23 protein-coding genes are annotated in these 24,123 nt (G+C 73.3%); 11 read left to right on the top strand and 12 right to left on the bottom strand.

All coding sequences use genetic code 11. The features are described from left to right. Positions 1-3 precede the first annotated feature (3 nt). From Val02_RS00185 to Val02_RS00210, 6 genes are all read right to left on the bottom strand, one after another. Positions 4-2,376 (bottom strand): lantibiotic dehydratase family protein, encoded by a 2,373-nt coding sequence (locus Val02_RS00185; RefSeq protein WP_203896756.1) that lies wholly within the window; start codon positions 2,374-2,376, stop codon positions 4-6. Continuing rightward, entirely contained in the window at positions 2,373-3,113 is a 741-nt protein-coding gene (locus tag Val02_RS00190) for a hypothetical protein (RefSeq protein WP_203896757.1), read from the bottom strand. Before Val02_RS00190 ends, Val02_RS00185 begins: the two co-directional genes overlap by 4 nt. A gap of 64 nt (positions 3,114-3,177) precedes the next feature. Continuing rightward, a complete protein-coding gene (locus tag Val02_RS00195) occupies positions 3,178-3,660 on the bottom strand; it encodes a GNAT family N-acetyltransferase (protein WP_239151123.1) in 483 nt (160 codons plus the stop codon). Then, positions 3,657-7,763, bottom strand: a complete 4,107-nt coding sequence (locus tag Val02_RS00200; RefSeq protein ID WP_203896758.1) for an ATP-binding protein — start codon at positions 7,761-7,763, stop codon at positions 3,657-3,659. Before Val02_RS00200 ends, Val02_RS00195 begins: the two co-directional genes overlap by 4 nt. Positions 7,764-7,820: 57 nt before the next feature. Beyond that, positions 7,821-8,168: a hypothetical protein gene (locus Val02_RS00205; protein ID WP_203896759.1), complete on the bottom strand. Its 348-nt coding sequence runs from the start codon at positions 8,166-8,168 to the stop codon at positions 7,821-7,823. A 142-nt stretch (positions 8,169-8,310) separates the two neighbouring features. Next, the gene (locus Val02_RS00210; protein ID WP_203896760.1) at positions 8,311-8,805 is read right to left on the bottom strand and encodes a MarR family winged helix-turn-helix transcriptional regulator; all 495 of its coding nucleotides are present in this window, start codon (positions 8,803-8,805) and stop codon (positions 8,311-8,313) included. Between the two features lie 117 nt (positions 8,806-8,922). Between Val02_RS00210 and Val02_RS00215 the strand changes: the two genes are divergently transcribed. Then, entirely contained in the window at positions 8,923-9,999 is a 1,077-nt protein-coding gene (locus Val02_RS00215; protein ID WP_203896761.1) for an alkene reductase, read from the top strand. A gap of 9 nt (positions 10,000-10,008) precedes the next feature. On the opposite strand, the gene Val02_RS00220 is transcribed toward Val02_RS00215, so the two are convergent. After that, complete coding sequence (locus Val02_RS00220; RefSeq protein ID WP_203896762.1) at positions 10,009-11,082, bottom strand: ATP-dependent DNA ligase; 1,074 nt, start codon at positions 11,080-11,082, stop codon at positions 10,009-10,011. A 28-nt stretch (positions 11,083-11,110) separates the two neighbouring features. On the opposite strand from Val02_RS00220, the gene Val02_RS00225 reads away from it, so the two are divergent. Both Val02_RS00225 and Val02_RS00230 read left to right on the top strand, forming a co-directional pair. Then, on the top strand, positions 11,111-11,944 hold the full coding sequence (locus Val02_RS00225) for a metallophosphoesterase family protein (RefSeq protein WP_239151124.1): 834 nt from the start codon (positions 11,111-11,113) through the stop codon (positions 11,942-11,944). Between the two features lie 160 nt (positions 11,945-12,104). Then, entirely contained in the window at positions 12,105-14,525 is a 2,421-nt protein-coding gene (locus Val02_RS00230; protein WP_203896764.1) for a penicillin acylase family protein, read from the top strand. Here Val02_RS00230 and Val02_RS00235 read toward each other — a convergent pair. Further along, on the bottom strand, positions 14,515-15,090 hold the full coding sequence (locus tag Val02_RS00235) for an HD domain-containing protein (protein ID WP_203896765.1): 576 nt from the start codon (positions 15,088-15,090) through the stop codon (positions 14,515-14,517). The two genes, Val02_RS00230 and Val02_RS00235, sit on opposite strands and share 11 nt — an antisense overlap. A gap of 152 nt (positions 15,091-15,242) precedes the next feature. On the opposite strand from Val02_RS00235, the gene Val02_RS00240 reads away from it, so the two are divergent. The 3 genes from Val02_RS00240 to Val02_RS00250 all read left to right on the top strand — a co-directional run bounded on the left by Val02_RS00240 (position 15,243) and on the right by Val02_RS00250 (position 16,978). After that, complete coding sequence (locus Val02_RS00240) at positions 15,243-15,449, top strand: hypothetical protein (protein ID WP_203896766.1); 207 nt, start codon at positions 15,243-15,245, stop codon at positions 15,447-15,449. Positions 15,450-15,488: 39 nt separating this feature from the next. Further along, entirely contained in the window at positions 15,489-15,899 is a 411-nt protein-coding gene (locus Val02_RS00245; protein ID WP_203896767.1) for a hypothetical protein, read from the top strand. 74 nt (positions 15,900-15,973) lie between these two features. Further along, positions 15,974-16,978, top strand: coding sequence for a hypothetical protein (locus Val02_RS00250; protein ID WP_203896768.1), 1,005 nt, complete (start codon positions 15,974-15,976; stop codon positions 16,976-16,978). Here Val02_RS00250 and Val02_RS00255 read toward each other — a convergent pair. Then, a complete protein-coding gene (locus Val02_RS00255; RefSeq protein WP_203896769.1) occupies positions 16,966-17,367 on the bottom strand; it encodes a winged helix-turn-helix transcriptional regulator in 402 nt (133 codons plus the stop codon). The genes Val02_RS00250 and Val02_RS00255 overlap by 13 nt on opposite strands. 76 nt (positions 17,368-17,443) lie before the next feature. Here Val02_RS00255 and Val02_RS00260 point away from each other — a divergent pair, with 76 nt between their 5' ends. The 5 genes from Val02_RS00260 to Val02_RS00280 all read left to right on the top strand — a co-directional run bounded on the left by Val02_RS00260 (position 17,444) and on the right by Val02_RS00280 (position 21,788). Further along, positions 17,444-18,370: an NADP-dependent oxidoreductase gene (locus tag Val02_RS00260; RefSeq protein WP_203896770.1), complete on the top strand. Its 927-nt coding sequence runs from the start codon at positions 17,444-17,446 to the stop codon at positions 18,368-18,370. Positions 18,371-18,383: 13 nt separating this feature from the next. Beyond that, entirely contained in the window at positions 18,384-19,265 is an 882-nt protein-coding gene (locus Val02_RS00265) for a methyltransferase domain-containing protein (protein ID WP_203896771.1), read from the top strand. A 7-nt stretch (positions 19,266-19,272) separates the two neighbouring features. Next, a complete protein-coding gene (locus Val02_RS00270; protein ID WP_203896772.1) occupies positions 19,273-19,857 on the top strand; it encodes a hypothetical protein in 585 nt (194 codons plus the stop codon). A gap of 67 nt (positions 19,858-19,924) precedes the next feature. Further along, the gene (locus Val02_RS48530) at positions 19,925-20,941 is read left to right on the top strand and encodes a methyl-accepting chemotaxis protein (RefSeq protein WP_308439975.1); all 1,017 of its coding nucleotides are present in this window, start codon (positions 19,925-19,927) and stop codon (positions 20,939-20,941) included. Positions 20,942-21,062: 121 nt separating this feature from the next. Further along, a complete protein-coding gene (locus tag Val02_RS00280; protein WP_203896774.1) occupies positions 21,063-21,788 on the top strand; it encodes a DUF6892 domain-containing protein in 726 nt (241 codons plus the stop codon). Positions 21,789-21,848: 60 nt separating this feature from the next. Here Val02_RS00280 and Val02_RS00285 read toward each other — a convergent pair whose 3' ends face one another. Genes Val02_RS00285 through Val02_RS00295 form a run of 3 tightly spaced genes read right to left on the bottom strand, consistent with a single transcriptional unit; the run spans position 21,849 to position 24,011 of the window. Continuing rightward, positions 21,849-22,766 carry a hypothetical protein gene (locus Val02_RS00285; protein WP_203896775.1) on the bottom strand — a complete coding sequence of 306 codons (918 nt, stop codon included), beginning with the start codon at positions 22,764-22,766 and terminating at the stop codon, positions 21,849-21,851. 38 nt (positions 22,767-22,804) lie between these two features. Continuing rightward, positions 22,805-23,776 (bottom strand): helix-turn-helix domain-containing protein, encoded by a 972-nt coding sequence (locus Val02_RS00290; protein ID WP_203896776.1) that lies wholly within the window; start codon positions 23,774-23,776, stop codon positions 22,805-22,807. A 52-nt stretch (positions 23,777-23,828) separates the two neighbouring features. Continuing rightward, on the bottom strand, positions 23,829-24,011 hold the full coding sequence (locus Val02_RS00295) for a hypothetical protein (RefSeq protein ID WP_203896777.1): 183 nt from the start codon (positions 24,009-24,011) through the stop codon (positions 23,829-23,831). Positions 24,012-24,123 lie beyond the last annotated feature (112 nt).

Below are 24,123 nucleotides of genomic sequence, written 5' to 3' on the forward strand. Positions count from 1 at the left end.
CCCTCAGCGTGCGCCGGCGGAGACCTTCGAGAACGGTGCGCGGGAGGTATCCGCGCGTACGTCACGGGACGTACCCGCCGGGATGCGCAGGAGCAGTTCGGCCACCGTGGGGGCGCCCGTCGCCTCGTCGTGCACGGCCAGGTGCTCGGGGTCGGCGAGCAGTTCGCGCACGTACAGGGTGGGCGCCCCGGAGCGGATCATCCGGTCCAGGACGCGGACCCCCTGCGGGCCGTACAGGTCGACCGCCGTCGCCTCCTCGTGAACGCCCGGAGCCACCTCCACCAGCCGCGGCATCCGCAGCCGGCGCACCAGGCGCGCCAGGGCCACGTACTTGTCGGCGAGCCGGTCGGCCGGGCGCCACATCGTCGAGGGCCGCAGCCGCCACTGCGCCGGCGAGATCACCAGCTGCCCGCCGACCGTGATCCGCGGCACGAACGACCGGTGCGGCCACGCGTCGAACGAGTAGCGCAGCGGCCGCCAGTGGTCGCGTTCGGGCTGCGGGGAGGCCAGCATCAGCAGGCCGGTGACGGTGTCCCAGGGGACCGCCGGCGTGCGGGTGGCGTGCAGCACCGGCCAGACCCGTTCGCCGCGGAACTCGGCCACCACGCGCCGGCCGCCCTCGACCCGCAGCGTGAAGCCGGACAGCGGAAGGTAGGTGCCGCCGGCGCGATCCGGGTCGCCGGTCCAGCGTTCGCAGTGCGCCGGCCACCGGCCGGTCCCGGGCGGGCAGACCTCGACCAGCGGCACCCCGGCCGTCTCGCTCAGCTCGCGCAGGAACTCCCGGTACGCCCGCACCTGCGGCAGCTCCGGGTGCAGCGCCGACAGCCCGTCGACGAACCGCGCGTCGAGCAGCCCCGCCGGCGTCACGAGGTCCAGGGCACCGATGATCTCCCCGGGCCCGCGCAGCGGCCGGATCAGCGCGTCCACCGGCCACTCCGGGATCGCGGCCGGGGCCCCCAACGAGTCCAGCGCCTCGACGTCGAGATCGCCGGCCGTCTCCCGGTCCATCCGCTGGTCGAGATGGGCCACCAGCCGCGCGTAACCGGAGCCCGGGTCGGTGACGGCCGGCCAGTCGTAGTGGTGCGGCCGCCACGCACCCACCCGAACGCCCGCCGTCGCGCACTCGCGCGCCAGCTCCAGCAGCGGCCGGGGATGCGTGCCGAGGTCCGGCGGCAGCAGCGGGCGCGGCGGCAGCCCGTCGGAGTCGATCAACGCCATGGTGCGCAGGGCCAGCCCGACGAGTCCGGTGAGCCGGTGCGCGTGGTCGACGGCCAGCGCCGCGTCGGTCTGCCGGAACACGTCCACGCCCGGCGGCGTCTCGACGTCGTCCCCGATCGGCCGCCAGCCGGTCAGCACCGGCCGGTCGACCGGGCCGACGCGCAGCACCCCGGTGGCGATCAACGTCTCCAGGTGCGCCGTCACGGCGGCGCGGCGCGCCGGGTCCCGTCCGGCGAGCGCGTCCACCAGGGCGCCGGCGCGGACCGGGCCGGGGGAGAGGCGTTCGACGATCGTGTCCAGCGCGTCCGTGCGCGGGACCCGCACCTCGCCCCGCGGGTCGCGCGGGTCCGCGCCGCCCGTCCAGATGATCAGCTCGGCCGGCTCGACCCAGGTCAGCGGCGCGAGGGCCAACCGGTGCGCGCCGTCGAGGCGGACGTGCCGGTAGGCGGGCGTCACCCGGGCGGCGGCGCCCTCCGTCACCCGCAGCCGGGTCGTGCCGTCCCAGCGGCCGTAGCCGTGCACCGGCAGCAGCGCCAGGTGCCCGAGCCAGCCGCGCGGCGTCGCCCGGGTGCTGGCCCGGGTCAGCGTGTGCCACAGGTAGTCCAGGCGGCGGCGCATGCGCTTGCTGCTCCACGGCTCGCCCTCGGCCACCCGGGCGGCGATGTCCCGGTACAGCGCGCGGTCGCCGTCGGCCGCCACGTGCCGGCCCGAGGCCGTCGCGTGCAGCAGGCCCCAGGCCGCCTCCAGGAGGCGTTCGTCCTCGAAGGCGATCGTGCGGAACGTGTCGCGGCGCAGCGTCGACAGCGTCGACTGGCCCACCACCTGGTAGCGCAGCCGCACGGCCAGGTCGTCGCCGGGCAGCAGGCGTTCGGCGCGGCGGGCCAGCGCCTCGACGTCGCCGCCGGTCAGCTCGGAGCCCTGGTAGAGGGTGCGCCGAACGGCCAACGCGGCGGCCCGCCCCGGCGCGTCCAGCAGCGGGTGGCGCACCAGGCGGGCACCCACGTCGGCGGCGAGCGCGCGGGCGCGGGTGCGGTGCGCGGCCTCCCGTTCGTCGAGCCGGGCCAGGTGTGCGAACGCCCGTGGGCTGCCGCCCGCCAGCAGCGTGCCCACGGGAAGGGCGGCCAGCCGCAGCAGCGCGGCGGAGGGGTCGTCGGTCAAGTCCGGTCCTCCGGTTCGGCGAGAGCGGATGCGACGCGTGCCTGGGTGACGGGGTGCACGCGGCCCCGGTTCCACGAGAGAAGAGCGACGTGCACGGCCCCCTCGCACGGCCCCACGGCGGCGGCCCGACGACCGAGGTCGCTCCGGTGCCAGGCCCGGCCGGCGGCGGCGAGCTGCGGCGCCCACGCGTCGACCAGGGTGGCGGCCGGCCGCGGCAGCCCGGCCCGCAGATCCTCGGGCGCCGACCACAACCGGCGAACGGTGGCCGCGGACGGCCCGGGGCGCAGCCGGCCCGGCCCGGTCCGCGGCCGCTCCCGCAGCCGGGTCCACACCCGCCGCTCCTGCCCGTCCGCCACACCGAGGCTGGGGAAGAGTTCGCGCTGCACCGCCAGCGCGAACAGCCAGCCCCGCCCCCGTTCGGCCAGCAGGTGGAAGTCGAGCCACGCCAACGCGTCCAACGTGGAGAGGCGGTCGCAGTGCTGGCTCGCCGCGTCGTCGGGCGTGTACACGCCGGCGCAGGCGTCCCAGCCGTCGAGCCGGCGGTCGATCGTCGCCTGCGTGCCGGCCCGCTGCTCGTCGGCCACCTCGAAGCGGATGCGCAGGCCGGGCGGCTCGTGCAGGAAGCAGAAGTTGTGTACGGCGGACGCGGCGAGCAGCTCGGACGCGAGGTCGCGGACCGTCACGTAGGCCCGCTTCCGTTCACAGCGCGGCGAGCGCAGCCGCATCTGGATCCACACCCGCGAAGTGTGCGGGCGGCACCTACCGGTTCGAATCCGTAGACCTACGGGGTCGTCGGCGTGACTACGGGGTGATCCAGAGCCGCTCCCCGTCGATCTCCCGATCGGTGGGGGCCAGGCCGGCGCGGGTGGCCACGGCGGCGGAGGCGTGATGATCGGGCCGTATGGTGGCGGTGATCGGGTGCGCGCCGCCGGCCCGCAGCCAGGCGACCAGCGCGGTCGCCGCCTCGCCCGCGTAGCCGTTGCCCTGCCACGCCACGCCGATCACCCAGGCCACCTCGGCGGAACCGCCGCTGACGGTCGCCTGCACCCAGCCGACCGCCTGCCCGTCGGCGCGCACCACCCAGTTCAGCCAGTGCTCGTCGGGGCTGCCCGACCCGAACGCCCACCGCAGGTACCGGGCGCGCAGCTCCTCCCGGGTGGCCGGCCGCCCGCCGATGAACTCGTGCAGGCGTTCGTCGCCGAGGACCACGGCCATCTCGTCCGCGTCGTCCGGCACCAGCGGCGTCAGCACCAGCCGCGCGGTGGTGATCGTCTGCGGCCTCACGGCGCCGACCCCAGCCGTTCCGCCAGCTCCCGCCGGGACCTGATGCCGAGCTTGCGGTACACCGCGCCGAGGTGGTACTCGACGGTGCGCACCGACAGCAGCACCTGCGCGGCGATCTCCCGGCTGGTGCGCCCCTGCGCGGCGGCGTACGCGATGCGCCACTCGTGCGCGGTCAGCTCCTCGGCGGCGCCGTGCTGCGGGCCCGGGGTGCGCCGGCTCGACGACGGGGAGAGTTCGGAGGCGGCCTGCTGCGCCCAGTCCACGGCGCCCGCCCCCTCGAACGCGTCCCGGGCCCGTTCGAGGCGCTCGCGGGCGTGCTGGCGGCGCCGGCCCCGGCGCAGCCACCGGCCGTAGTACAGCTCGGTGCGGGCCGTCTCCAGCGGCGCGTCCACCTGGGAGAACCCGTCGAGCGCCTCCTTGAAGTGCGGCTCCGGGTCGTCGGCCAGCAGCGCCCGGGTGCGGCTCGCCGAGGCCCGCGCGGCCACCCGGCCGGTCCGCGCGGCGGCGGTCTCCAGGCGGCGCAGCACCCCGAGCGCGTCGGCCCGCCGGTCGACCCGCAGCAACGCCTCCGCGAGGTCGCCGCCGACCGGGAAGACCGCCGGCTCCACGACGCCGCCGGAACGCAGGATGTCGTCCACAGTGGACAGTTCGGCGACGGCGTCGGCGAAGCGGCCGGTGGCCAGGGCACCCGAGCCCGCCGCCAGCCGCACGGCCGCCTCGATGCCCAGGTGGTGCGGCAGCAGCGCGGTCGCCACGGCGGCGTGCGCCGCGCTCTCGGCGTGCCGCCCCTGCGCGGCGCAGACCCGCGCCAGCACCGCCCGCGCCGCCGCCGTGCTGCCCGGCTGGCCGGTCGCCTCCGCCAGTTCGGCCGCCTCGAGCGCGTCCGCGCAGGCCGCCGCGAGCCGCCCGGTGCGCAGCAGCAGGTGTGCCCGCTGGGTCAGCGCGAACGCCAGCAGCGACACGTCGCCGACCCGCCGCGCCGCGTCGACGTCGTGCTCGACGAGCTGCCGCGCCACACCGGTGTCGCCGATCCAGGTGAGCACCTCGGCCAGGGCGGCGCACGCCCCGTGGTCGTCGGCCCGCACGCTCACCGGCACGCACCGGCGCGCCAGCCGCGGCCCGTCCGGCAGCCCCGCGAGCACCTGCGCGAACGCCAGCCGCACCGCCACCTCCGGGTTGCGCGTCCCGGGGCCGTGCGGGCTGGCCAGGGCGAGCGCGCGTTCGCCGGTGCGCAGCGCGGTGGCCACGTCCCACCGGCTCAGCGGCGCGGTCATGGCCATGCTCAGCATCAGGCCGGCGGCCTGCGGGGCCTCGGGTGCCGCGCGTTCGGCCTCGGCGGTGATCGTGTCGAAGAGGCCGGGCTCGGCGAGCAGGGCCGGCTCGCCGCGCAGCATCGCCAGGTGCGCCCGCTGGGCCAGGACGTCGCAGCGGTGCCGGGCCGAGCCGGCCACCAGCGGGGTCGCCTTGTCCAGCAGCCCCGCCGCGTACTCGATCTTCCCGGTGCCGGTCCACGCGCGGGCGGCCTGGGCGAGCCGGGCGCCGCGCTTCACCGGGTCGGCCGTGAGCGCGGCCGAGCGTTCGAACGCCGTGGCCTCCGCGACGAGCCCGCCGCGCCGCCGGGCCCGCACCCCCGCGCGGGCCAGGGCCGCCGCGACCTCCTCGTCCGTTCCCGACGCCGCGTGCGCGAGGTGCCAGACCCGCCGGTCGTCCTCTTCCGATTCCGGGTGAACGGCCGCCAGCACGGCGTGCACCGCACGCTTCTCGTCGGGTGTCGCGCGGTGGTACACGGCGGAGCGGACCAGCGGATGCCGGAACGTCAGCACGCCCGCCACCCGCCGCAGCAGCCCGGCCCGCACCGCCTCGTCGACCGGCCCGCTTTCGAGGCCGAGCGCGGCGAGCGCCGGTTCGATCGTCTCCGGGGCGACCTCGCCGGCGATCGCGCACACCAGCAGGGCCGAACGCCCCTGCGCCGGCAGCGCCGCCACCCGGTCGGCGAAGGCGCGCTCGAGGCGTTCCGTGGTGGGCAGCTCGTCGAGGAGCGGGGCCTGGCCGCTCTTCTGCTCCTCGGACAGCACGCGCGGCAACTCGGCCAGCGCCAGCGGATTCCCGTTGGTCATGCTCACGAGGGTGCGGGCCACCAGGTCCGAGGAGACCCCGTTGCGGCGCAGCAACGCCGTGCCGGCCGACTCGTCGAGCCCGTCGAGGGTCAGTTCGGCCAGTCCGGGCGCCTCGAACCGGGGCACGTCCCGGGCGGCGAACACCATCGTCACGCCCTCGGCGAGCAGCCGCCGCCCGGCGAACAGCAGCGCCTCCGTGGAGGCCCGGTCGAGCCACTGCGCGTCGTCGACGAGGCACAGCAGCGGTCGCTTCTCCGCGGCGGCGGCCAGCAGCGACACCGTCGCGGCGTACACGGTCAACCGGTCCGGCGGCCGCGCGGTGCCGGTACCCGTCGCCGCCCGGAACGCCTCCGCCTGCACCCGCGGCACGTCGTCGAGGAAGCGCACCAGCGGCCGGGTGAGCGCGGTCAGCGCCGCGAACGGCAGGTCCGACTCGAACTCCACGCCGACCACCCGCACCACCCGGAACCCGTGCGCGTCGGCGGCCAGGTCGTCGAGCAGGGTCGTCTTGCCGATGCCCGCCTCACCCCGCAGCACCACGCTGGAACTGCGTCCCGCCCGCGCGTCGCGCAGCATGGCCCGCAGGTCGGCGCGTTCCCGGTCGCGGCCGAGCGGGGCGTCCCGGGCGGCGCCGGGCAGCATCATGCCCAGCCGCGTCGCGTCCCGGCCGGCCGCGCCGGTCGCCTCCAGGGCGGCCTCCGCGTCGCCCGGCGCACCACGCGCGACGAGCGCCTGCCGGAGCCGCCACCGCGACAGCACCGCCGCCGGGTAGTGCCCGAGCGCCAGGTTGTCGTCGAGCGCTTCGCGCAGGTGCGCGATCGCCCGGTCGAACGCCCCCGCGGTCAGCGCGGCGACGCCCAACGCGTGGCGCACCGAGCCGAAGCAGGAGATGCCGGGCCCGGCCATCATCGGCCGCGCCGCGTACGGCTGCAGAAGCTCGTACGCCTGCGCCGACAGCGCGCGGTCGCCGGTCAGGTGGGCCGCCTCGATGAGGCCGTACATGGAGGTCAGCCAGGTGCTGCTCTGCGGAAGGTCGGCGAGGCTGCGCCCCCGCAGGCGGGCCAGGGCGCCGGCCGCCTCCAGCCGGTCACCGGCGCTCGCCGCGGCCGTCGCGAGGGCCGCCAGCGGCGAGTTGTCCACTGTGGACAGCGTGGGGGCGTCGGCCAGTTCGCTCAGCATCGGGGCCAGCTCGGCGATGCGCCCCTGGAACCAGCGGATCGCCACCAGATGCCCGCCGAACCAGCTCTGCACGTGCTGGTCGCCGGCGAGCGTGCCGCGTTCGGCGCACGCGGCGGCCAGCTCCTCCGCCCGGTCCAGCCGGCCGGCCCGGATCTCCAGCATCACCTCCAGCGCGGAGAGCACGTACGCGATCGCCAGGTGGTCGTGCTCGTCCAGCTGCCCGCGCAACGTCCGCAGGTGCCGGCCGGCGTGCGGATCCCCGTCGAGATAGAGGTCGATCGTGTGGCACAGCCGGCCCATGAGCGGATCGCTGCGCCGGCCGGTCTGCGTGGCGACGCGGACGAGTTCCTCGGCCCACGCGTGCCGGTCCGCGCGATGGGCCGGCCCGAGGGCGCTGTGGTGCGCGAGCGTCAACGCCTCGGCGAGCGCGACCGGATCGCCGCCGCGCCGCGCCTCCTCGAGAACGCCACGGATGCTGCCGGGCCCGCCGGTGCGGTAGTCGGCCTCGCCGGCGAGCCGGATCCGCAGCCGCAAACCGAGCGGGCTGTGCGGGTCGACGGCGTCGGCCGCCCGCTTCAGCCGAACCTCCACGAGCGCGGCCGCGGCCGCGTTGCGGTGCTCGTGCGCCCAGAGGCCGGCGGCGCCGAGTGCCGCCCGCGCGGTCGCGTCGACGTCGCCGGCGCGTTCGGCCGCGCGGTAGGCGGCGTCGTAGAGCTGCCTGCTCAGCTGCAGGTCGCCCCGCTCGTACAGGGCCTGCGCTCCCGCGTCCAGCGACGCCTGGAAGTCGTCGGGCCCGCCCTCTCGCACCGATCGTCTCCTGTGGATGCTCCGTCGCTCTGGGGGTTGGAGCGCACCGTACCGGACTCAGGTCGAACGCACCTTGCCGCCCGTCCGGGGCCGGGGGACCCCGTCGACGGCGACGCAGATGCCGAATAGACGTTCCATCCCGGTCCATCCGTTGACGCGGCCGCGGTTGTTGCTGATCTGCACCCGGTGCCGTGCCCGGTCGACGGCCGACACCAGGTGCAGATACACGGTCCCGCCGACCCGCGCGAGCACGATGTCGCCGGTCTCCACCGCCGAGGCGTCGGCCGGGGCGACGGTGACCTCCTGCCGGCTACGGATCAGCGGCACCATCGAGGAACCGGTCGGCCGGAAGGTGACCCTCTCGCCGGCGGCCACCCGGGCGGCCATCGCATCCATCAGTCCCATCGCCGATCAGGATCCGCCGCCGTGATCCCGGCCCGCCACCCGTTTACCCGGGCGGCGGGATTCCGCCCTCGTGGCGGCGACTCCTCGATCGTCCGGACGGCGGTGCTGCCCTACGTCGGACTGCTCCCCGTGTCCCTGCTCCTCATCCGGGTGGTGGCGCCGCTGGCGGCCGGCCCGCGTCGCTGAGCACGTTGCGCTCGAGGCAGCGCAGCGTCTCCAGGGTCGCGGCCCGCTGGCTCGGCGGGAGGTCGCCGAGCGTGCGCCGCTCAAGCTCGGCCCAGAGGCGTTCGACCCGCGTGCGGAGGCCGAGGCTGGCGGCCGTCGGCTCCACGAGGGTGGCCCGCCCGTCGGCCGGGTCCGGGACGCGGCGCACGTAGCCGGCCTTCTCCAGGCGCTGCACGGTGCGCGTCATGCTCGCCGAGTCCGTGTCGAACTCCTCCGCCAGGTAGGTCTGCCGCATCGGCCCGCAGTCCCAGAGCCGCATCATCAGCAACTCCTGCCCGGGGTGCAGTCCCACGTCGCGCAGCAGCTGTGCGGCGAGCGCGCGGTGTGCCTTGGCGAGCCGGAAGATCGCGTGACTGACCGGCCCCCCGGCTGCGGCCCGGGGCGGCGGCGGATTCTTCGGGTCGTACGGCATATCACGAGTTTACTGTGCGGGTCGTGTGGGGTCGCTCACGTTATTACTAGGAATGTTCGTAGTGGTGACGGGCATTTACCTGTGCGGAACAGCAATCTTCCGAGGGGGATGACACCGATGACCACAGCGTTCGACCCGGTGACGATCGGCCGCTACACCGCGCGCAACCGCATCGTGATGTCGCCGATGACCCGCAACCGCGCGTACGGGGGCGGCGGTGCGCCGACCGCGCTCATGGCCACCTACTACGCGCAGCGCGCCGGGGCCGGCCTGATCATCACCGAGGGCACGCAGCCCAACGCCGAGGGGCAGGGCTACATGAACACCCCCGGCCTGCACACGCCCGCGCAGATCGCCGGCTGGCGCCAGGTCACCGACGCCGTGCACGAACGGGGCGGGCTGATCTTCGCGCAGCTCATGCACACCGGCCGCATCGGCCACCCGGCGCAGTACTACGACCAGGAGGCCGGCCACCATCCGCGGGGCGTCTCCGCGGTGAGGGCCGAGGGCCAGGTGCACACCCCGGAGGGCCCGCGCGACCTCGCCGAACCGCGTGAGCTCAGCGACGCCGAGCTCTGGCGCACGGTCGCCGACTTCGCCGACGCCGCCCGCAACGCGATCGAGGCCGGGTTCGACGGCGTCGAACTGCACGGCGCCAACGGGTATCTCATCCACCAGTCCCTCGCCAGCGGCGTCAACACGCGCACCGACGGCTGGGGCGGCGACGTCGCCGGACGGATCCGGTTCGCCGTCGAGGTCGTGCGGGCGGTCGCCGACGCGATCGGTGCTGACCGGGTGGGCCTGCGCATCTCCCCGTCGAACCCGTACAACGACATCCGCGAGGACGACCACCGCGAGGTGTACAGCGCACTGGTCGAGGCCATCGACCCGCTCGGCCTCGCCTACCTGCACATCGGCGAGGGGCCGGACACCGACTTCACGCCGGTGCTGCGCAAGCTGTGGTCCGGCACGTTCATCCTGAACCCGTTCACCCCCGGGGCGTACACCGGACCGGAGGCGCTCAAACTCGTCGAGACCGGCGCCGCCGACCTCGTCTCGTACGCCGCGCTGTACCTGGCCAACCCGGACCTGCCGGAGCGGCTGCGCGCCGGTGGCCCGTTCAACCAGCCGGACTACAGCAAGGCGTACGGCGGCGACGAAACCGGCTACACGGACTACCCGACCCTGGCCTGATCCCCGCCGCTAGGCCTTCTGCGATGACAACACGTCGGCGATGTGGAAGTCGACCGGGCGTTCGAGCTGCGCGTAGGTGCACGACTCGGGCGTCCGGTCCGGCCGCCACCGCACGAACTGCGCGGTGTGCCGGAAGCGCACGCCCTCCATGTAGTCGTAGCGCACCTCGACGACCCGTTCCGGGCGCAGCGGCGTGAACGACAGGTCCTTGCCGTTGTTCCAGCGACTGCCCTCGTTGCGGCGCGGGGTCCGTTCGCCCTGGCTGTGCGCCGCCCAGTTCCACGGGTGCCCCTCGAACTGGGTCACCAGCGGCTGCAGCTCCTGGAACAGCTCCCTGCGGACCGCCATCGGGAAGGCGCCGATCACGCCGACCGAGGCGAGCACTCCGCGCTCGTCGTGCAGCCCGAGCAGCAGCGAGCCGATCAGGTCGTCGCCGGTCTTGTGCACCCGGTAGCCGGCCACCACACAGTCGGCGGTCCGCTCGTGCTTGATCTTCTGCATGACCCGCTTGTCCGGCTGGTACGTCAGGTCCAGCGGCTTGGCGATGAGGCCGTCGAGCCCGGCGCCCTCGAAGCGTTCGAACCACTGGCGCGCGGTCTCCAGGTCCGTGGTCGCCGGGGTCACGTAGACGGGTGGCTCGGCGCCGGCGAGCACCTCCACGAGTCGGTCGCGCCGTTCCCGCAACGGGCGTTCCATCAGATCGTCGTCGCCCACGGCGAGCAGGTCGAACGCCACGAAGCTCGCCGGGGTCTGCTCGGACAGCAGCGTCACGCGACTCGCCGCCGGGTGGATCCGCTGCTGGAGCGCCTCGAAGTCGAGCGTGTTGCGCGCGGTGTCGGCGATGACGATCTCGCCGTCGACGACGGCGCGCTGCGGGAAGTTGGCCCGCACGGCCTCGACGAGTTCGGGGAAGTAGCGGGTCATCGGCTTCTCGTTGCGGCTGCCGATCTCGACGTCGTCGCCGTCGCGGAAGATGATCGAACGGAAGCCGTCCCACTTCGGTTCGTAGAGTCGGTCCGGCGGGATGTCGGCGACGGGCTTGGCCAGCATCGGCGCGACGGGCGGCATCACGGGAAGGCGCACCGCCCCATTGTGCTGCAAGGATGGGCGGGTGTCCGGTGATCTTCTGGCCGTCAGTGACCTGCACGTCGCCTACGCGGACAACCGCGCCGTGGTCGACTCGATCCGGCCGGGGCACCCGGACGACTGGCTGATCGTCGCCGGTGACGTGGGGGAGACGTTCGCCCACGTCACCGAGACGCTGGAGCTGTTGCGCGACCGCTTCGCCCGGGTCGTCTGGACGCCGGGCAACCACGAGCTGTGGACCCCGGAGCACGACCCGGTGACGCTGCGCGGCGAGGAGCGGTACCTGGCGCTGGTGGCGGAGTGCCGGCGGCTCGACGTGCTGACGCCGGAGGACGAGTATCCACTGTGGACCGGAACGGGCGGCCCGGTGCGCGTCGCGCCGCTGTTCACCCTCTACGACTACTCCTGGCGCGCCCCCGGAACGCACACCAAGGAGGAGTCGCTCGCCGCGGCGCACGCGGCCGGCGTGGTCTGCACCGACGAGTTCTTCCTGCACCCGGAGCCGTACGCGACCCGTGACGACTGGTGCCGGGCGCGGGTCGCCGGCACCGAGCGGCGCCTCGCCGCGCTGGATCCCGGGGTGCCCACGGTGCTGATCAACCACCACCCGCTGCGCCGCGAACCGACGGAGATCATGTGGTACCCGGAGTTCGCCCAATGGTGCGGGACCGATCTCACCGCGGACTGGCACACGCGGTTCCGCGCGGCGGTCGTGGTCTACGGCCATCTGCACATTCCGCGCACCACCGAGTACGACGGGGTGCGGTTCGAAGAGGTGTCACTCGGTTATCCGCGCGAATGGCGCGCCCGTGTGAACGGGACACCGCAACCGGTGCGAAAGGTCCTGACGGTTCGATGATCGGCTGGGGCCGATGTCCGTCCGGGGTACCAACGCGCACCTCAGAAGGGATGCGATTCGCGTTAGGGATAGGGGAACGTCAGGGTGGTCGAGATCCCCGCAAAGGCATCGTCGGCCGTAAATTCGGTTGTCCGGGTATCCCCTGACGAAGGAATCGAGCGTGCAGAGGCATAACAGGTTTCTTGTCGCTGTCCTGTCCGTATTATCGATCATCATCTCCCTCGGCCTCCCGGGGACCGCGCTCGCCGATCCGGGCGGCCCGGGCACGGAGGTCAAAGCGGCCGGCTATTCGGCCGTCATCCGCCGCACCGCCTACGGCATCCCGCACGTGCTCGCCGCCAATCTGGGCAGCGTGACGTTCGGGCAGGGCTACGCCTATGCCGAGGACCGGTTCTGCGACCTGATGGACATGGTCATCAAGGTGCGCGGCGAACGCGCGAAGTATCTCGGCCCCGGGCCGGACGACATCCACGTCGCGACGGACTTCGGCTACCGCGCACTCGGCATCCGCGAACGCGCCGAGGCGCAGAACGCCGCGCTGAGCGCGGAGGAACGGCAGCTGCTCGACGGCTACGTCGCCGGGTTCAACGCGTACCTGGCGGCGACCGGCGCGGCGAACATCCCCGGCTACTGCGCGGGCGCCTCGTGGATCCAGCCGATCAGCGCCGTCGACGTGCTGACCTACCAGCGCAGCGTGGCCCTGTTCGCCAGCGGCGACGCCCTGGTGCTGCCCGTCGCGCTGGCCAGCCCGCCCGGCGCCGCGGCGCTCGCGAAGGGTCCCGCGACGGCGGCCGCCACCGCCGGCGGCCTGGAGCGCTTCAGCGGGACGAGCAGCGAGGGCAGCAACGCCTGGGCGATCGGCGCCGACCGTTCCTCGACCGGCAAGGGCATGCTCGTCGGCAACCCGCACTTCCCCTGGCAGGGCGAACTGCGCTTCTGGGAGTCGCACCTGCGGGTGCCCGGCCAGTTGGACGTCTACGGCGCGGGCCTCGGCGGCCTGCCCGGCATCCAGATCGGGTTCACCGAGAAGGTGGCGTGGAGCCACACCATCGCGGCCGGTTCGCGGTTCACGTTCTACACCGTCGACCTCGTGCCCGGCGATCCCACGTCGTACTACGTCGACGGCGTGCCGGAGCAGATGACCGAGAAGAACGTCACCATCGCGGTCAACACCGGCGGCGGCGCCACGACCCAGGTCAGCCGCACGATGTACAGCACCCGCTACGGCAACGTGCTGGACCTGTCGGCGCAGAGCCCGGCCCTCGGCTGGTCGGCCGAGACCGCGCTGACCTACCGCGACGCGAACATCGACAACGATCGCATGCTGCGCCAGTGGTTCAACATCGCGCGGGCCGCCGACACGGCCGGCATCCGGGCGGCGCTGGGCAGCGACCAGGGCATCCCGTGGGTGAACATCATCGCGGCCGACCGGAACGGGAACGCGTTCTACGCGGATCCGTCGCAGACCCCGGCGCTCTCCCCGGCCTCGCTGGCGGAGTGGGCGGCCACCGGCGGCTTCCTGAACGGCAGCACGAGCACCAACGCCTGGGTGCCGATCCCGGGGGCGCGCTCGCCGGGGTTGATCCCGTTCGCGCAGCAGCCGCAGCTGACCCGGCGGGACTACGTGTTCAACGCCAACGACAGCCACTGGGTGCCGCACGCCTCGCAGTTCCTGGTCGGGTACTCGCCGCTGCAGGGGCCGGAGGGCACGCCGCTGACGCCCCGTTCGCGGCAGAACCTGCGCCTGATCAACAGCACCGCGAAGTGGACGGTGGCGGGGCTCGGCACGGCGATCCTCTCCGGCAACACGTTCACCTCGGACGAGTCGACGGCGGCCACCGTGGCGGCCTGTCGGGCCCGGGGCAACACGCCGGTGGTGGTCGACGGGGTGTCGGTCAACGTCACCCAGGGCTGCAACGCGCTGGCGGGCTGGGACAAGAAGTTCGACCTGGCGAGCAAGGGCGCGGTGCTGTGGCGCGAGACGGTCTTCTCGGTCATCGACCAGTACCCGAACGCGCTGTACGAGGCGGGGCCGCTGTTCGGGGTGCCGTTCAACCCGGCCGATCCGGGCAACACCCCGCGCGGTGCGCCGGCGAACACCCAGCCGCTGCTGGAGGGGCTGGCGCGGGCCATGATCCGGATGCGCACGCTCGGCTGGGCCTATGACGTACGGCTCGACGCGGTGCAGTACACGGTCAAGAAGAACGAGAAGATCCCCGTTCCGGGCACCACCGAGGAGCTGGGCATCGCGAACGTCGTCGAGTACACGCCGGTGCCGGGTTCCAGCCTGGAGCCGGTGCTGGACGCCGGGGCGCGGCTGCCGAACACCGGCTCCGACCTGACCCGCAAGGGGTACGTCATCAACACCGGCACCAGCTTCCTGCTCACGATGGGCTGGACGTCGAGCGGTGCGGTGGACGCGAAGGCGCTGCTGACGTTCGGGGAGTCGGGCAATCCCAACTCGCCGCACTTCTCCGACCAGACGAAGCTCTTCTCGCAGAAGAAGCTGCGCGAGTGCCGCTTCACGGAGGCGTCGATCCTGACGGACCCGGCGCTGAAGGTGAAGACGGTCAGCGGGTAGGTGTGAGCCGTGGGGGCCCGGCCGCGAGCCGGGCCTCCACGCGCGCCGCGACGGCGAGCAGGTGCGGGCCGCGCCGGTGGTGGGCCCGGGCCTGTGCCGAGTCGGGGCCGTGCCGCCGGAGCATCTCGGCCATCCGGTCCTGGACCGAGGCCCGCCGGCCCCAGGGTCCGACCGTCTGGTCGGCGTAGGTGAGGGCGTCGGACACGGGTGAACATTCGTCGGGGAACGCCTTCAGCGCGCCCGCCGGTGCCACGTGCACGGCCCCGGAGTGGTGGGCGACGAGCGCGCACAGTCGTGGCGACCAGCCCCGTTCGGCGAGGTACAGCGCACCGTCGAGCGGGTGGAACCCGGTGCGCCGCACGTCGGGCGCGTAGCCGATGTCGTGCAGCCAGGCGGCGGCGACGAGCAGTTCACGCTCCGCGGGCGGAACGGCACGGGCCAGCTCGGCGGCTCTTGCGGCGACGCCCGCGCTGTGCGCACGACGTTCGACCGAGGTATCGAGGAGACGCTCGGCGAGGGCCCGGGCGGCATCGACGGAGGACGGTGCCGCGGCGACGGCGGTCATGCCTCGACGGTAGGTCGGTGCCGCCTCGATGATCAACATCGTTCATCCGCTGTTCACCGGATGGCCTCCGTTTGCAACCCCTTCATGGGTGAGCCCGGCGGGTCCTCCGGTGTGCCACCATGACGTCGTCTGCTCGGCGCGGGGGGTGCGGCATGTCCCAAGAAACCGTCTCTGACCTGCATTCCTATGTCCTGGACCGGCTGGATTCGCACCTCGCCGAGCTGCAGCGGCTGCGCCGCGAACTCGCCGGCCGGCACCTCACCCCGCCGGGCGAACGCCGCCGCCTCGCCGCGGCCACGGCGACCGCTGCGCTGCGTTACGGCCGGGACATCGACAGCGTGCTGGAGGAGTCCCCGTAGGCCGCTTATGCTGGCCTCCGTCACGAGGGAGGTTCACGGGTGAGCGACGACTACGAGATCAAGGTCGATGCGGACGGTGACGGCAGCTGGGACGCGCACACCGTCGAGGCCGACGGCCACGGCGGCTACCACGTCTACGTCGACCAGAACCACGACGGCCGGGCCGACTTCGTCGGCCACGACACCGACGGCGACGGCCTGCTCGAGTCCGGCGACTACGACAACGACTTCGACGGCCGGTTCGAGTCGCACAACGTCGACACCACCGGCGACGGCTGGTACGACGAGCAGTACACCGACCGCGACGGCGACGGGAAATGGGACGAGGCCTCGGCCGACACCACGGGCGACGGCAACTGGGACGTGACCGTCCAGGACAACAACTACAACAACGTCTTCGAGACGGTGCACTACGAGAACAACGAGACCAATCCGTACGCCTCTGCTTGATCACTCGGCCTTCTCGGCGTAACCCGTAGCCTCTACATTTACAGCCATCTATCGCACTGACTCCGGGAGAGCACATGCGAAAGTGGCTGTCGGGTGCCGTCGCGGCACTCGTGGGGGTCGGGCTGGCGACGCTGCCGGCCGGGCCCGCCGCCGCCGAGGCGAGTCATGCCCAACTGGCGCTGCGCTGGGCGCCCATCCACTACCAGGACGTCGACCAGACCGGCGGGCACGCCCTCGGCGGCCGGTCCGACTACGTGACCCGCGTCGACTTCGACGGCAACTGGACCGGCCGGGACAACTGGGAGGGCGCCGCACGGGTGGCCGCCGCCGCCTACGCGCCGTCGGTGTACTACTCGGTCGTCGAGACCTCGACCCACTGGTACGTCACGTACCTGTTCTTCCACCCGCGCGACTGGACGGATCACCCGTTCTTCGAGACCGAGCACGAGAACGACGCCGAGGGCGTGCTCCTCGCGGTCGAACGCGACGGCAGCACCTACGGCGCCCTGCGGGCCGCGGTGACCGTGGCGCACTCGGACTTCTACTCGTACACGCCCGCCGGCAGCACCTGGACCTCCGGCCGCGAGAGTGTCGACGGCACGCTCCAACTGCAGACGAACCCGCGCGACGGCCTCTCCCATCCGGTGACGGCGCAGGAGGCGAAGGGCCACGGGCTCAAGGCGTTCCCCCAGTACAACATCCAGGGCGACGGCCTGATCTACTACCCGGCGACCTCGGCCGAACCCCCGGCGAACGCCGACGACCGCGACGTGCCCTACACGCTCGTGGACATCTTCGCGTCCGGCGGCCTCTGGTCCCGGCGCAACGACACGGCGCTCTTCGCGGGCTGGGGCAGCTTCGCCGGCGACGACGACACCTCGACCGGGTCCGACGCGTGCGGCGTGGGCACCTACGACTGCGGCACCGACTCCGCGAACGCCCCCTGGGGCTGGGACGACGGCAACGACGTGCCCGGCCGCGGCGAACTGGCCACCAACCCGGCGCGGCTCGCCGCCGAGTACTTCACGATCCCCGGGAACCTCTCCCGCACCTACACCAGCAACCGTTACGCGGCCTGAGCGTCGTAGCTCCGCCGCGCCGCCTGCACTTCGTCCATGTTCGCCTCGGCCCAGGCCTTGATCGCCGCCATCACCGGCAGCAGGGAACGCCCCAGCGGCGTCAGGTCGTAGTCCACGCGCACCGGCACCGACGCGGTGACGGTGCGCGTGATCAGGCCGTCCCGTTCGAGGCCGCGCAGGGTCTGGGTGAGCATCTTCTGGCTGACGCCGGCGACGGTGCGGTTGATGTCGCTGTACCGGCGGTCGCCGTCGCGCAGGGCGGCCACGACCAGGCAGGTCCACTTGTCGGCGAGCGTGTCGAGCAGGTCGCGCGTGGGGCACTGGGCGAGGAACGCGTCGTACGCCCAGCGGGCCTCGTCGCGCTGCTGGGCGGCGGTGCGGGTCGGCATGACACTCCCTGGCGTCGGTAACGCACCCCGGGGTACGTACTTTCCGGGGGAGAGTAACAGCCCTAGCGTGGTGCGCATGAGAGCACTCACCTTCCACGAGTACGGTCCTCCCTCGGTCCTGCGCGTCGACGAGGTGCCGCTGCCCGCGCCGGCCGGGGGCGAGGTGCGGATCCGGGTGGCGGCCGCCCCCGCGCAGCCGGTCGACGCCGCCACCCGCGCGGGGGTCTTCGCCGGGCGCGGGCCGGACACGACCGGGCGCACGCTCGGCTGGGACGTCGCCGGCACCGTCGACGCGGTCGGCGACGGCGTCACCGGCTTCGCCGTCGGGGACGAGGTCGTCGGACTGTCGGACTGGTTCGCCCCGGGCAACGGCGCACAGGCCGAGTACGTCGTGCTGCCGGCCGCCGCGGTGGCCCGCGCCCCGGCCGGCGTCTCCGCCGTCGAGGCCTCGACCCTCCCGCTGAACGCCCAGACCGCGTCCCAGGCGCTGGACCTGCTCGACCTGCCGGCGGGAGCGACGCTGGCCGTGACCGGCGCGGCCGGATCGGTCGGCGGCTACGCGGTCGAACTCGCGATCCACCGCGGGCTGCGCGTCGTCGCGATCGCCGGGGCCGCCGACGAGGAGTGGCTGCGCGGGCGGGGCGCCACGTTCGTGCGGCGTGCGGACGCCGTCGGCGATGCCGTGCGGGCGGTCGTTCCGGAGGGCGTGGACGGGTTCTTCGACCCGGCCGGCGTCGGGGCGCCCGCGCTCGGTGCGGTCCGGGACGGCGGCCGCTACGTGATCGCCGTCGGCACGCGGCCACCCGCCGGGGAACGCGGCATCAGCACCGCCGTCGTCATGGTGCACAGCGACGGCGCGGAACTGGCCCGCCTCGCCGGCCTCGTCGAGTCGGGCGCGCTCACGCTCCGCGTCGCCGGCGCCTACCCCCTCGAGGACGCCGCCACCGTGCACGAACTCCTCGCCAAGGGCGGCGTTCGCGGCCGCCTGGTGTTTGTGCCGTAGTTAGATGGAGCGCGTGACCGCAGCGGACCTCGACGCGCCGCACCGGGGCTATCCGGCCGACGTCATCCCGCTGCAGTACCACGCGCACATGCTGCTCGACGAGCCGCGCATGGAGGCGTTCGCCCGGGCCGTGGACCTCACGGTCGGCCCGGGCACGCGCGTGCTCGACCTCGGCGCCGGCACCGGCGTCCTCTCGTACTTCGCCGCCCGCCGGGGCGCACACGTGACCGCCGTCGAACGCGAGCCGGGCGTCGCCGAGACGGCCCGCGCCGCGCTGCGCGAGGCGGTCGGCGACCGCGTCACGCTGGTGCACGCCGACGCGCGGGAGTTCCTGCCGGACGGGCCGGTCGACGTGGTGCTCTGCGAGATGCTGCACGTCGGCCTCCTCCGCGAACGCCAGATCGAGGTCGTCGCCGCCTTCAAGCACCGCTATCTGGCCCGCTTCGGCGGACCGCTGCCGCGCTTCGTGCCGGAGGCGTGCGTGCAGGCCGTGGCGCCGGTCGCGCAGGACTTCAGCTACCGCGGCTACCACGTGCCGGCGCCGGTCTTCCAGGAGCCGTTCGCCGCGCAGCCGCGCACCACGCCGCTCGCGCCGCCGGCCGTCTTCCAGCGCTTCTTCTACAGCGACCCGCTGCCGCGCCGGTGCGAGGCCTCGGTCGCCTTCACGGTCGAAGGCGCCGGGGTGTGCAACGCCGTGCGGCTGTCCACCAAGAACCTCCTGGCGCTGACGTACGACCCGCCGGGCAGCGTCGACTGGCTGATGAACCACCTCGTGGTGCCGCTGCCCGCGCCGGTCCCGGTAGCCGCCGGCCGGCGGTTGACGGTCGCGTTCGGCTACTGCCCGGGCGACGAGATTCCGGCCCTTCGGGACTCGCTCCGCGTGACGCTGTCATGATCCTCCCGTGCGGATCATTCCCTTCGCCGCCGCCGACACCCTGCTCGACGGCGCGCTGACGGCGGAGTTCCAGGGCGACTACACGTCCGTCCTCTACATCGACGGCGCGCTGGAGCTGGACGGGCCGTTCCTGGCGGCGCTCGGCGCCCGGATCGACCTCGCCGGCGTCGAACTGGTCGCGGTCGCCGGCGACCTCACCGTGGCCGGCCCGATCGAGCTGTACCAGTACCACCCGAGCCTCTACGTGGGCGGGTTCACCCGGGCCGAGACGCTGGAGGGCGGCGACTGCGAGATCGTCGTCGGCGACGGCGCCTTCACCTACCTGGTGTACGGCTACTACAACGACGGCATCCTGCGCACCGGCGCGGTCGAGGTGCCGTGGGTGATCAACTCGGATCACGACCTCGACGTCGACGCGCCGGCCGCCCGGTTCGTCGACAACTTCGGCGTCGACGAGGACGCGGACTACGACGCACGCTCGATCGCGGGCGCGTTCCTGCCCGAGCTGCTGGACCCGGACGGCGCGTCGCTGAATGTCGGATCTTTCCTGGCGCGCCTGCGCGCGGGCGGGCCCGTGTTGCGAGACACCTGAGCTGCTTCCGCATTCTTCTGAATTCGGCGCCGCCGCTCCCGATGTCCGTACAGGATGGAGTCGCAGCATGAGCGGGAGGTGGCGGGTGAGCGGTCGAACGCGCGGCTACGGAATGGTCTTCGGGCCGGTAGGCGCGGCCGTAGTGGCCGGGCTGATCGCGCTCGTCCTGGGTGCCGGGCCGGGATGGACGCTCGCCGTCGTCACGGTCGTGGGGCTTCTCGCCGCCGCCGGTGCCGGTTCGATGCTGTCGAACGTCAGTCCGCCCGCCGAAGCCGTCACGCAGGAACTGCCGCGGGTGGTGACCGGCCAGTCGAACGCCTCGGCGGACGCGCTCGCCGAGCAGACCCGCCGGCTGCTCTCGCTGATCAACGATGCGGCGAACACGGCGAACAGCCTCTCCACCGCGTCGGCCGGCGTCGGCGGCACGGTCGACGAGATCTTCAACAACGTCTCGTCCGCGGCCGCCGGTGCCGAACAGATGGGCGCCAGCATCCGCGAGATCTCCCGCAGCGCCGCCGAGGCGGTGTCCGTGGCGGCCGAGGCCATGACGGTCAGCGCCGAGACCAGCGACACCGTCTCCCGCCTGGGCACGTCATCGTCGGAGATCGGCGACGTCGTGCGCGTGATCACCTCGATCGCCGAGCAGACCAACCTGCTCGCCCTGAACGCCACCATCGAGGCCGCCCGGGCCGGCGCCGCCGGTAAGGGCTTCGCCGTCGTCGCCGGCGAGGTCAAGGAACTGGCCCAGGAGACCGCGCGCGCCACGGAGGACATCGTCCGCCGCATCGCCGCGATCCAGGCCGACACGGGCGGCGCCGTCACCGCGATCCGCCGCATCACCGACGTCATCGAACGCGTCAACGACCTGCAGACCACCATCGCCGGCGCGGTCGAGGAACAGGACGCCACGACGGTGGAGATGGGGCGCAACATCGGAGCCGCGGTCTCCCGCGCGGGGGAGATCTCCCGCACGATGGCCCACATCTCGGAGGCCCGCCAGAAGAACGAGGGCGCCATCGTCGAGGCCCGCTCGCTCGCCGAACGCCTCGACGCCCAGGCGAAGGATCTCCGCGCCTCCTACTAGCTCCCGTCTCGCGGAGCATGCGTAGCGATCAGGGGACGGCACGCGGGCTCGACGGCCGTGCCGGCTCACTCCGACGCAAGTCGTCGAAGCGCGATTGATGTGCGGGACTACAGTCACCGCCGTGGACGTCAACCTGCGCCTGGCCATCGTCGACACGCTCACCAGGGCCGGCGTGCTGCCACGCTTCGATGTCGACGCGTTCAACGAAACGCCCGAAGGCGCGCTGAAGGACGGCGAAAGCCCCGATGACCGAGACTTTCGATACCGTCAAGAGGTGGTCGATGCGCTCCTGGCCATCCCGATCAGCCAGGACCAGCTCGCCGCGACCGAAGAGCTGACCTGGAGCGACAGCAGCGACCTGACAATGTTCGCGATATACGCCCAGAATGACGGGGGAGGCGACGAGTTCGACATCCGATCGTTCGACGGCATCGCCGAGACGCTGCCAAACCTGCGCAAACTGGTGGTCGACTACTTCACCAAGGCGAGCGACCTGTCTCCCCTGACCGGCCTGACCAAGCTTCACGAGCTACACATCCGTGGCGGCTTCCCGGTGGCTGACATCGGGCCGCTCGCCCGGATCCCGTCGTTGCGGGTGCTGTCCCTGGATTCCCAGAACGTCAACGACCTCAGGCCGCTGGCCGCTACCCGGATCGAGGAACTCACGATTCGCAACAATGGTCTCGACCGGGACAAGGCCGACGATCTGGCTCCGTTGGCCGACATGCCCGCATTGCGCGCGCTCTCCTACACCCCGCGGTGCTCCTACCCCGAGCGGACCGTCACACCCGACAACGCACGGTTGTTGGACCGACTCCGGGCACGGGGCGTCACCGTCACCGCCTGATGCGCCTGCTCAAGCCGGCCCGAACCCGCGCCCACTCCGCCGGACACGGGCCAGCCCTGCCTACGACGCGTATCGGGACGTGAGGTCCCGGTAGGCGGCGAGCACCGCGGCGGTGCGGTCGGCGAGCTCCCGGCTGGCGGTCGCCGGAGCGACCCGGCCGGCCGCGGTCGTGTCCAGCTTGCGGCGGGCGGAGTCGATCGCCTCGCCGATCGCCCGCTCCCGCTCGCGCAGCTCCATCTCCCGGGCGAACTCCTCGGCCGAGTCGGCCATCGTGCGCAGGTTGGACAGGTGCGCGCGCAGCTCCTCCTCGATGGCCGGCAGGCTGTCGCGCGCGACCTTCTCCTCCTCGCGGATGCGGGCGTGCACCGGGCTCTCCGGCGGCAGGCCGGTCACGTCGTAGGCGAGCAACTCGGCGACGAAGCTGTGCACGGCCTGCCGGTGGGCCAGCACCTCGGCCACGTCCCACAGCGTGCGGGCCAGCGTGTCGCGGGCCTCGTCCGGGTCGATGAGCTGCGCCAGCGACGGCCATCCCGCGCTGAACCGCCGCGCGGACTCCAACGCCTCGTCGTAGGCCTCGCGGTCCTGCTGGCGGAAGAGCGTGATGCGGCGCGGATCCTCCTGCGGCGGTTCGCTGCGCCGCGGTATCCGGTCGCGCAGGTGCGTGATCGCCACCAGGGCCAGGACGCCCAGCGCCATGCCGATGAACCAGGTGGTCCAGACGCCGACGAAGAACATGATGAAAATGACGATCGCCCGGGTCGGGCGATCGGCGCGCTCGTGCACCTGGGGGTGCCGGCTCGGATGGGTGCGGTACAGGCCGCGCTCGTCGGTCAGCACCGCGCCGAGCAGCCAGTGGGTGAGCTGGCCCTGAAAGATCGACGGGTCGACCCGGTCCGTCACGACGGTGCGACTGGGATGGCGGGCCACGTGCACCCGGCATTCCGGCAGGTCGGACGGAGTCGTGGCCATCGGGCGCATCGGCGTCTCCTCCCGCCGGACGGGTGAGTGCTTCGACGTTACCCGGCGCGGGCCTGTCCCGGCACCCGTCCGGTCAGGTGGGAGAGCGGACAGTCCGGATCGAACTCCGCCTCCGCGGCCACCCGGGTCAGCGCCGAGGGCAGGCCGGCGCAGCGGGCCAGCAGGACGGCGGCCGCCTGCGGTTCGGCGGCGAGGCGTTCCGGACCGAGGCGGGCGGCCAGCAGGTCCCGCGCGTCCGCGTCGGAGAGCCGGCGTAGCGGCAGCGGTCGCGCGCCGTCCACCGCCACCAGGTCCACCAGTCGTGGCCGGGCGGTGACGACGACCGCGCAGCTCGGGGACGCCGGCAGCAGCGGCCGCACGGCGTCGGCCTCCTGCGCCCCGTCGAGAACGATCACCATCCGCCGCCCGGCGAGGCGGCTGCGGTAGAGCGCGGCGCGGGCGGGCGTGCCGTCCGGGACGCGGTCCGGTGCGACGTCCAGCGCCGCCAGCACACCGGCCATCGGATCGGGCCCGTCGAGCGAGATGAACAGCTGGCCGTCCGGGAACCGGCGCTGCACCCGGTGCGCCCAGTGCACGGCCAGGGCGGTCTTGCCGACGCCCGGTGGGCCGGTGATCACGGTCAGGGCCGCCCGGGTGGCCAGCTCCGGGTCGGCCGCGACCGCGTCGAGGTGGGCGAGCTCCGCGCGTCGGCCGCTGAATCCCCGTGTGTCCAGCGGCAGCTGCGCGAGAGGCGTCCCCTCGCTTATGGTGGTTTCTTCCACTTCGTCGTCCGTCAACGATCGACCGGCCGCCACGAACTCGTCCGCAGCCCGACCCGCGAGCCCCAACCCCCGAGCCAGGCGCTCCAACGTGTCCCTTCGCGGCCGGCCGACCGCCCCCCGTTCGAGATCGCGGATGGTGCGCACACTGATCTGCGCGTACTCCGCGACCTCCTCCTGCGTCAGGTCGGCGCGCGCCCGTTCCCGGCGCGCGAGCCGTGCCAATGCAGAGTTGACGGCACCGTCGCCCATCGTTTCCCCCGTCCAATGAATCGGCGGTGCCGTCCCGCACTGCGTTGGCAGATCAGATCGCTGTCGGCCCGAGAAGGCCCAGCTGCTCGAGTTCCGCGGCGGTCTCCGCGTCGAGCTCCAACTTCGTTCCGGCCGGGTGGATGGTCCCCTCGGGGTCCTCCCAGTCGGTGATCAACTCTTTGACCTCGGCGGACGGGTCGACCGTGTCCCCGTCGTCCACTCGCTTCACAACCATGGATGTGAGCATGCCGTGTCCGGTGTGCGCCCGAAAGGACCGAGCCATCGCTGACAGTCAGTCGAACCAAGCTGACAAAAGCTGTGTGCGACTGGCATTGTTGCTAGTTCAG

It is taken from the genome of Virgisporangium aliadipatigenens, from assembly GCF_016863615.1.
In the GTDB taxonomy this organism is placed as follows: Bacteria; Actinomycetota; Actinomycetes; order Mycobacteriales; family Micromonosporaceae; genus Virgisporangium; species Virgisporangium aliadipatigenens.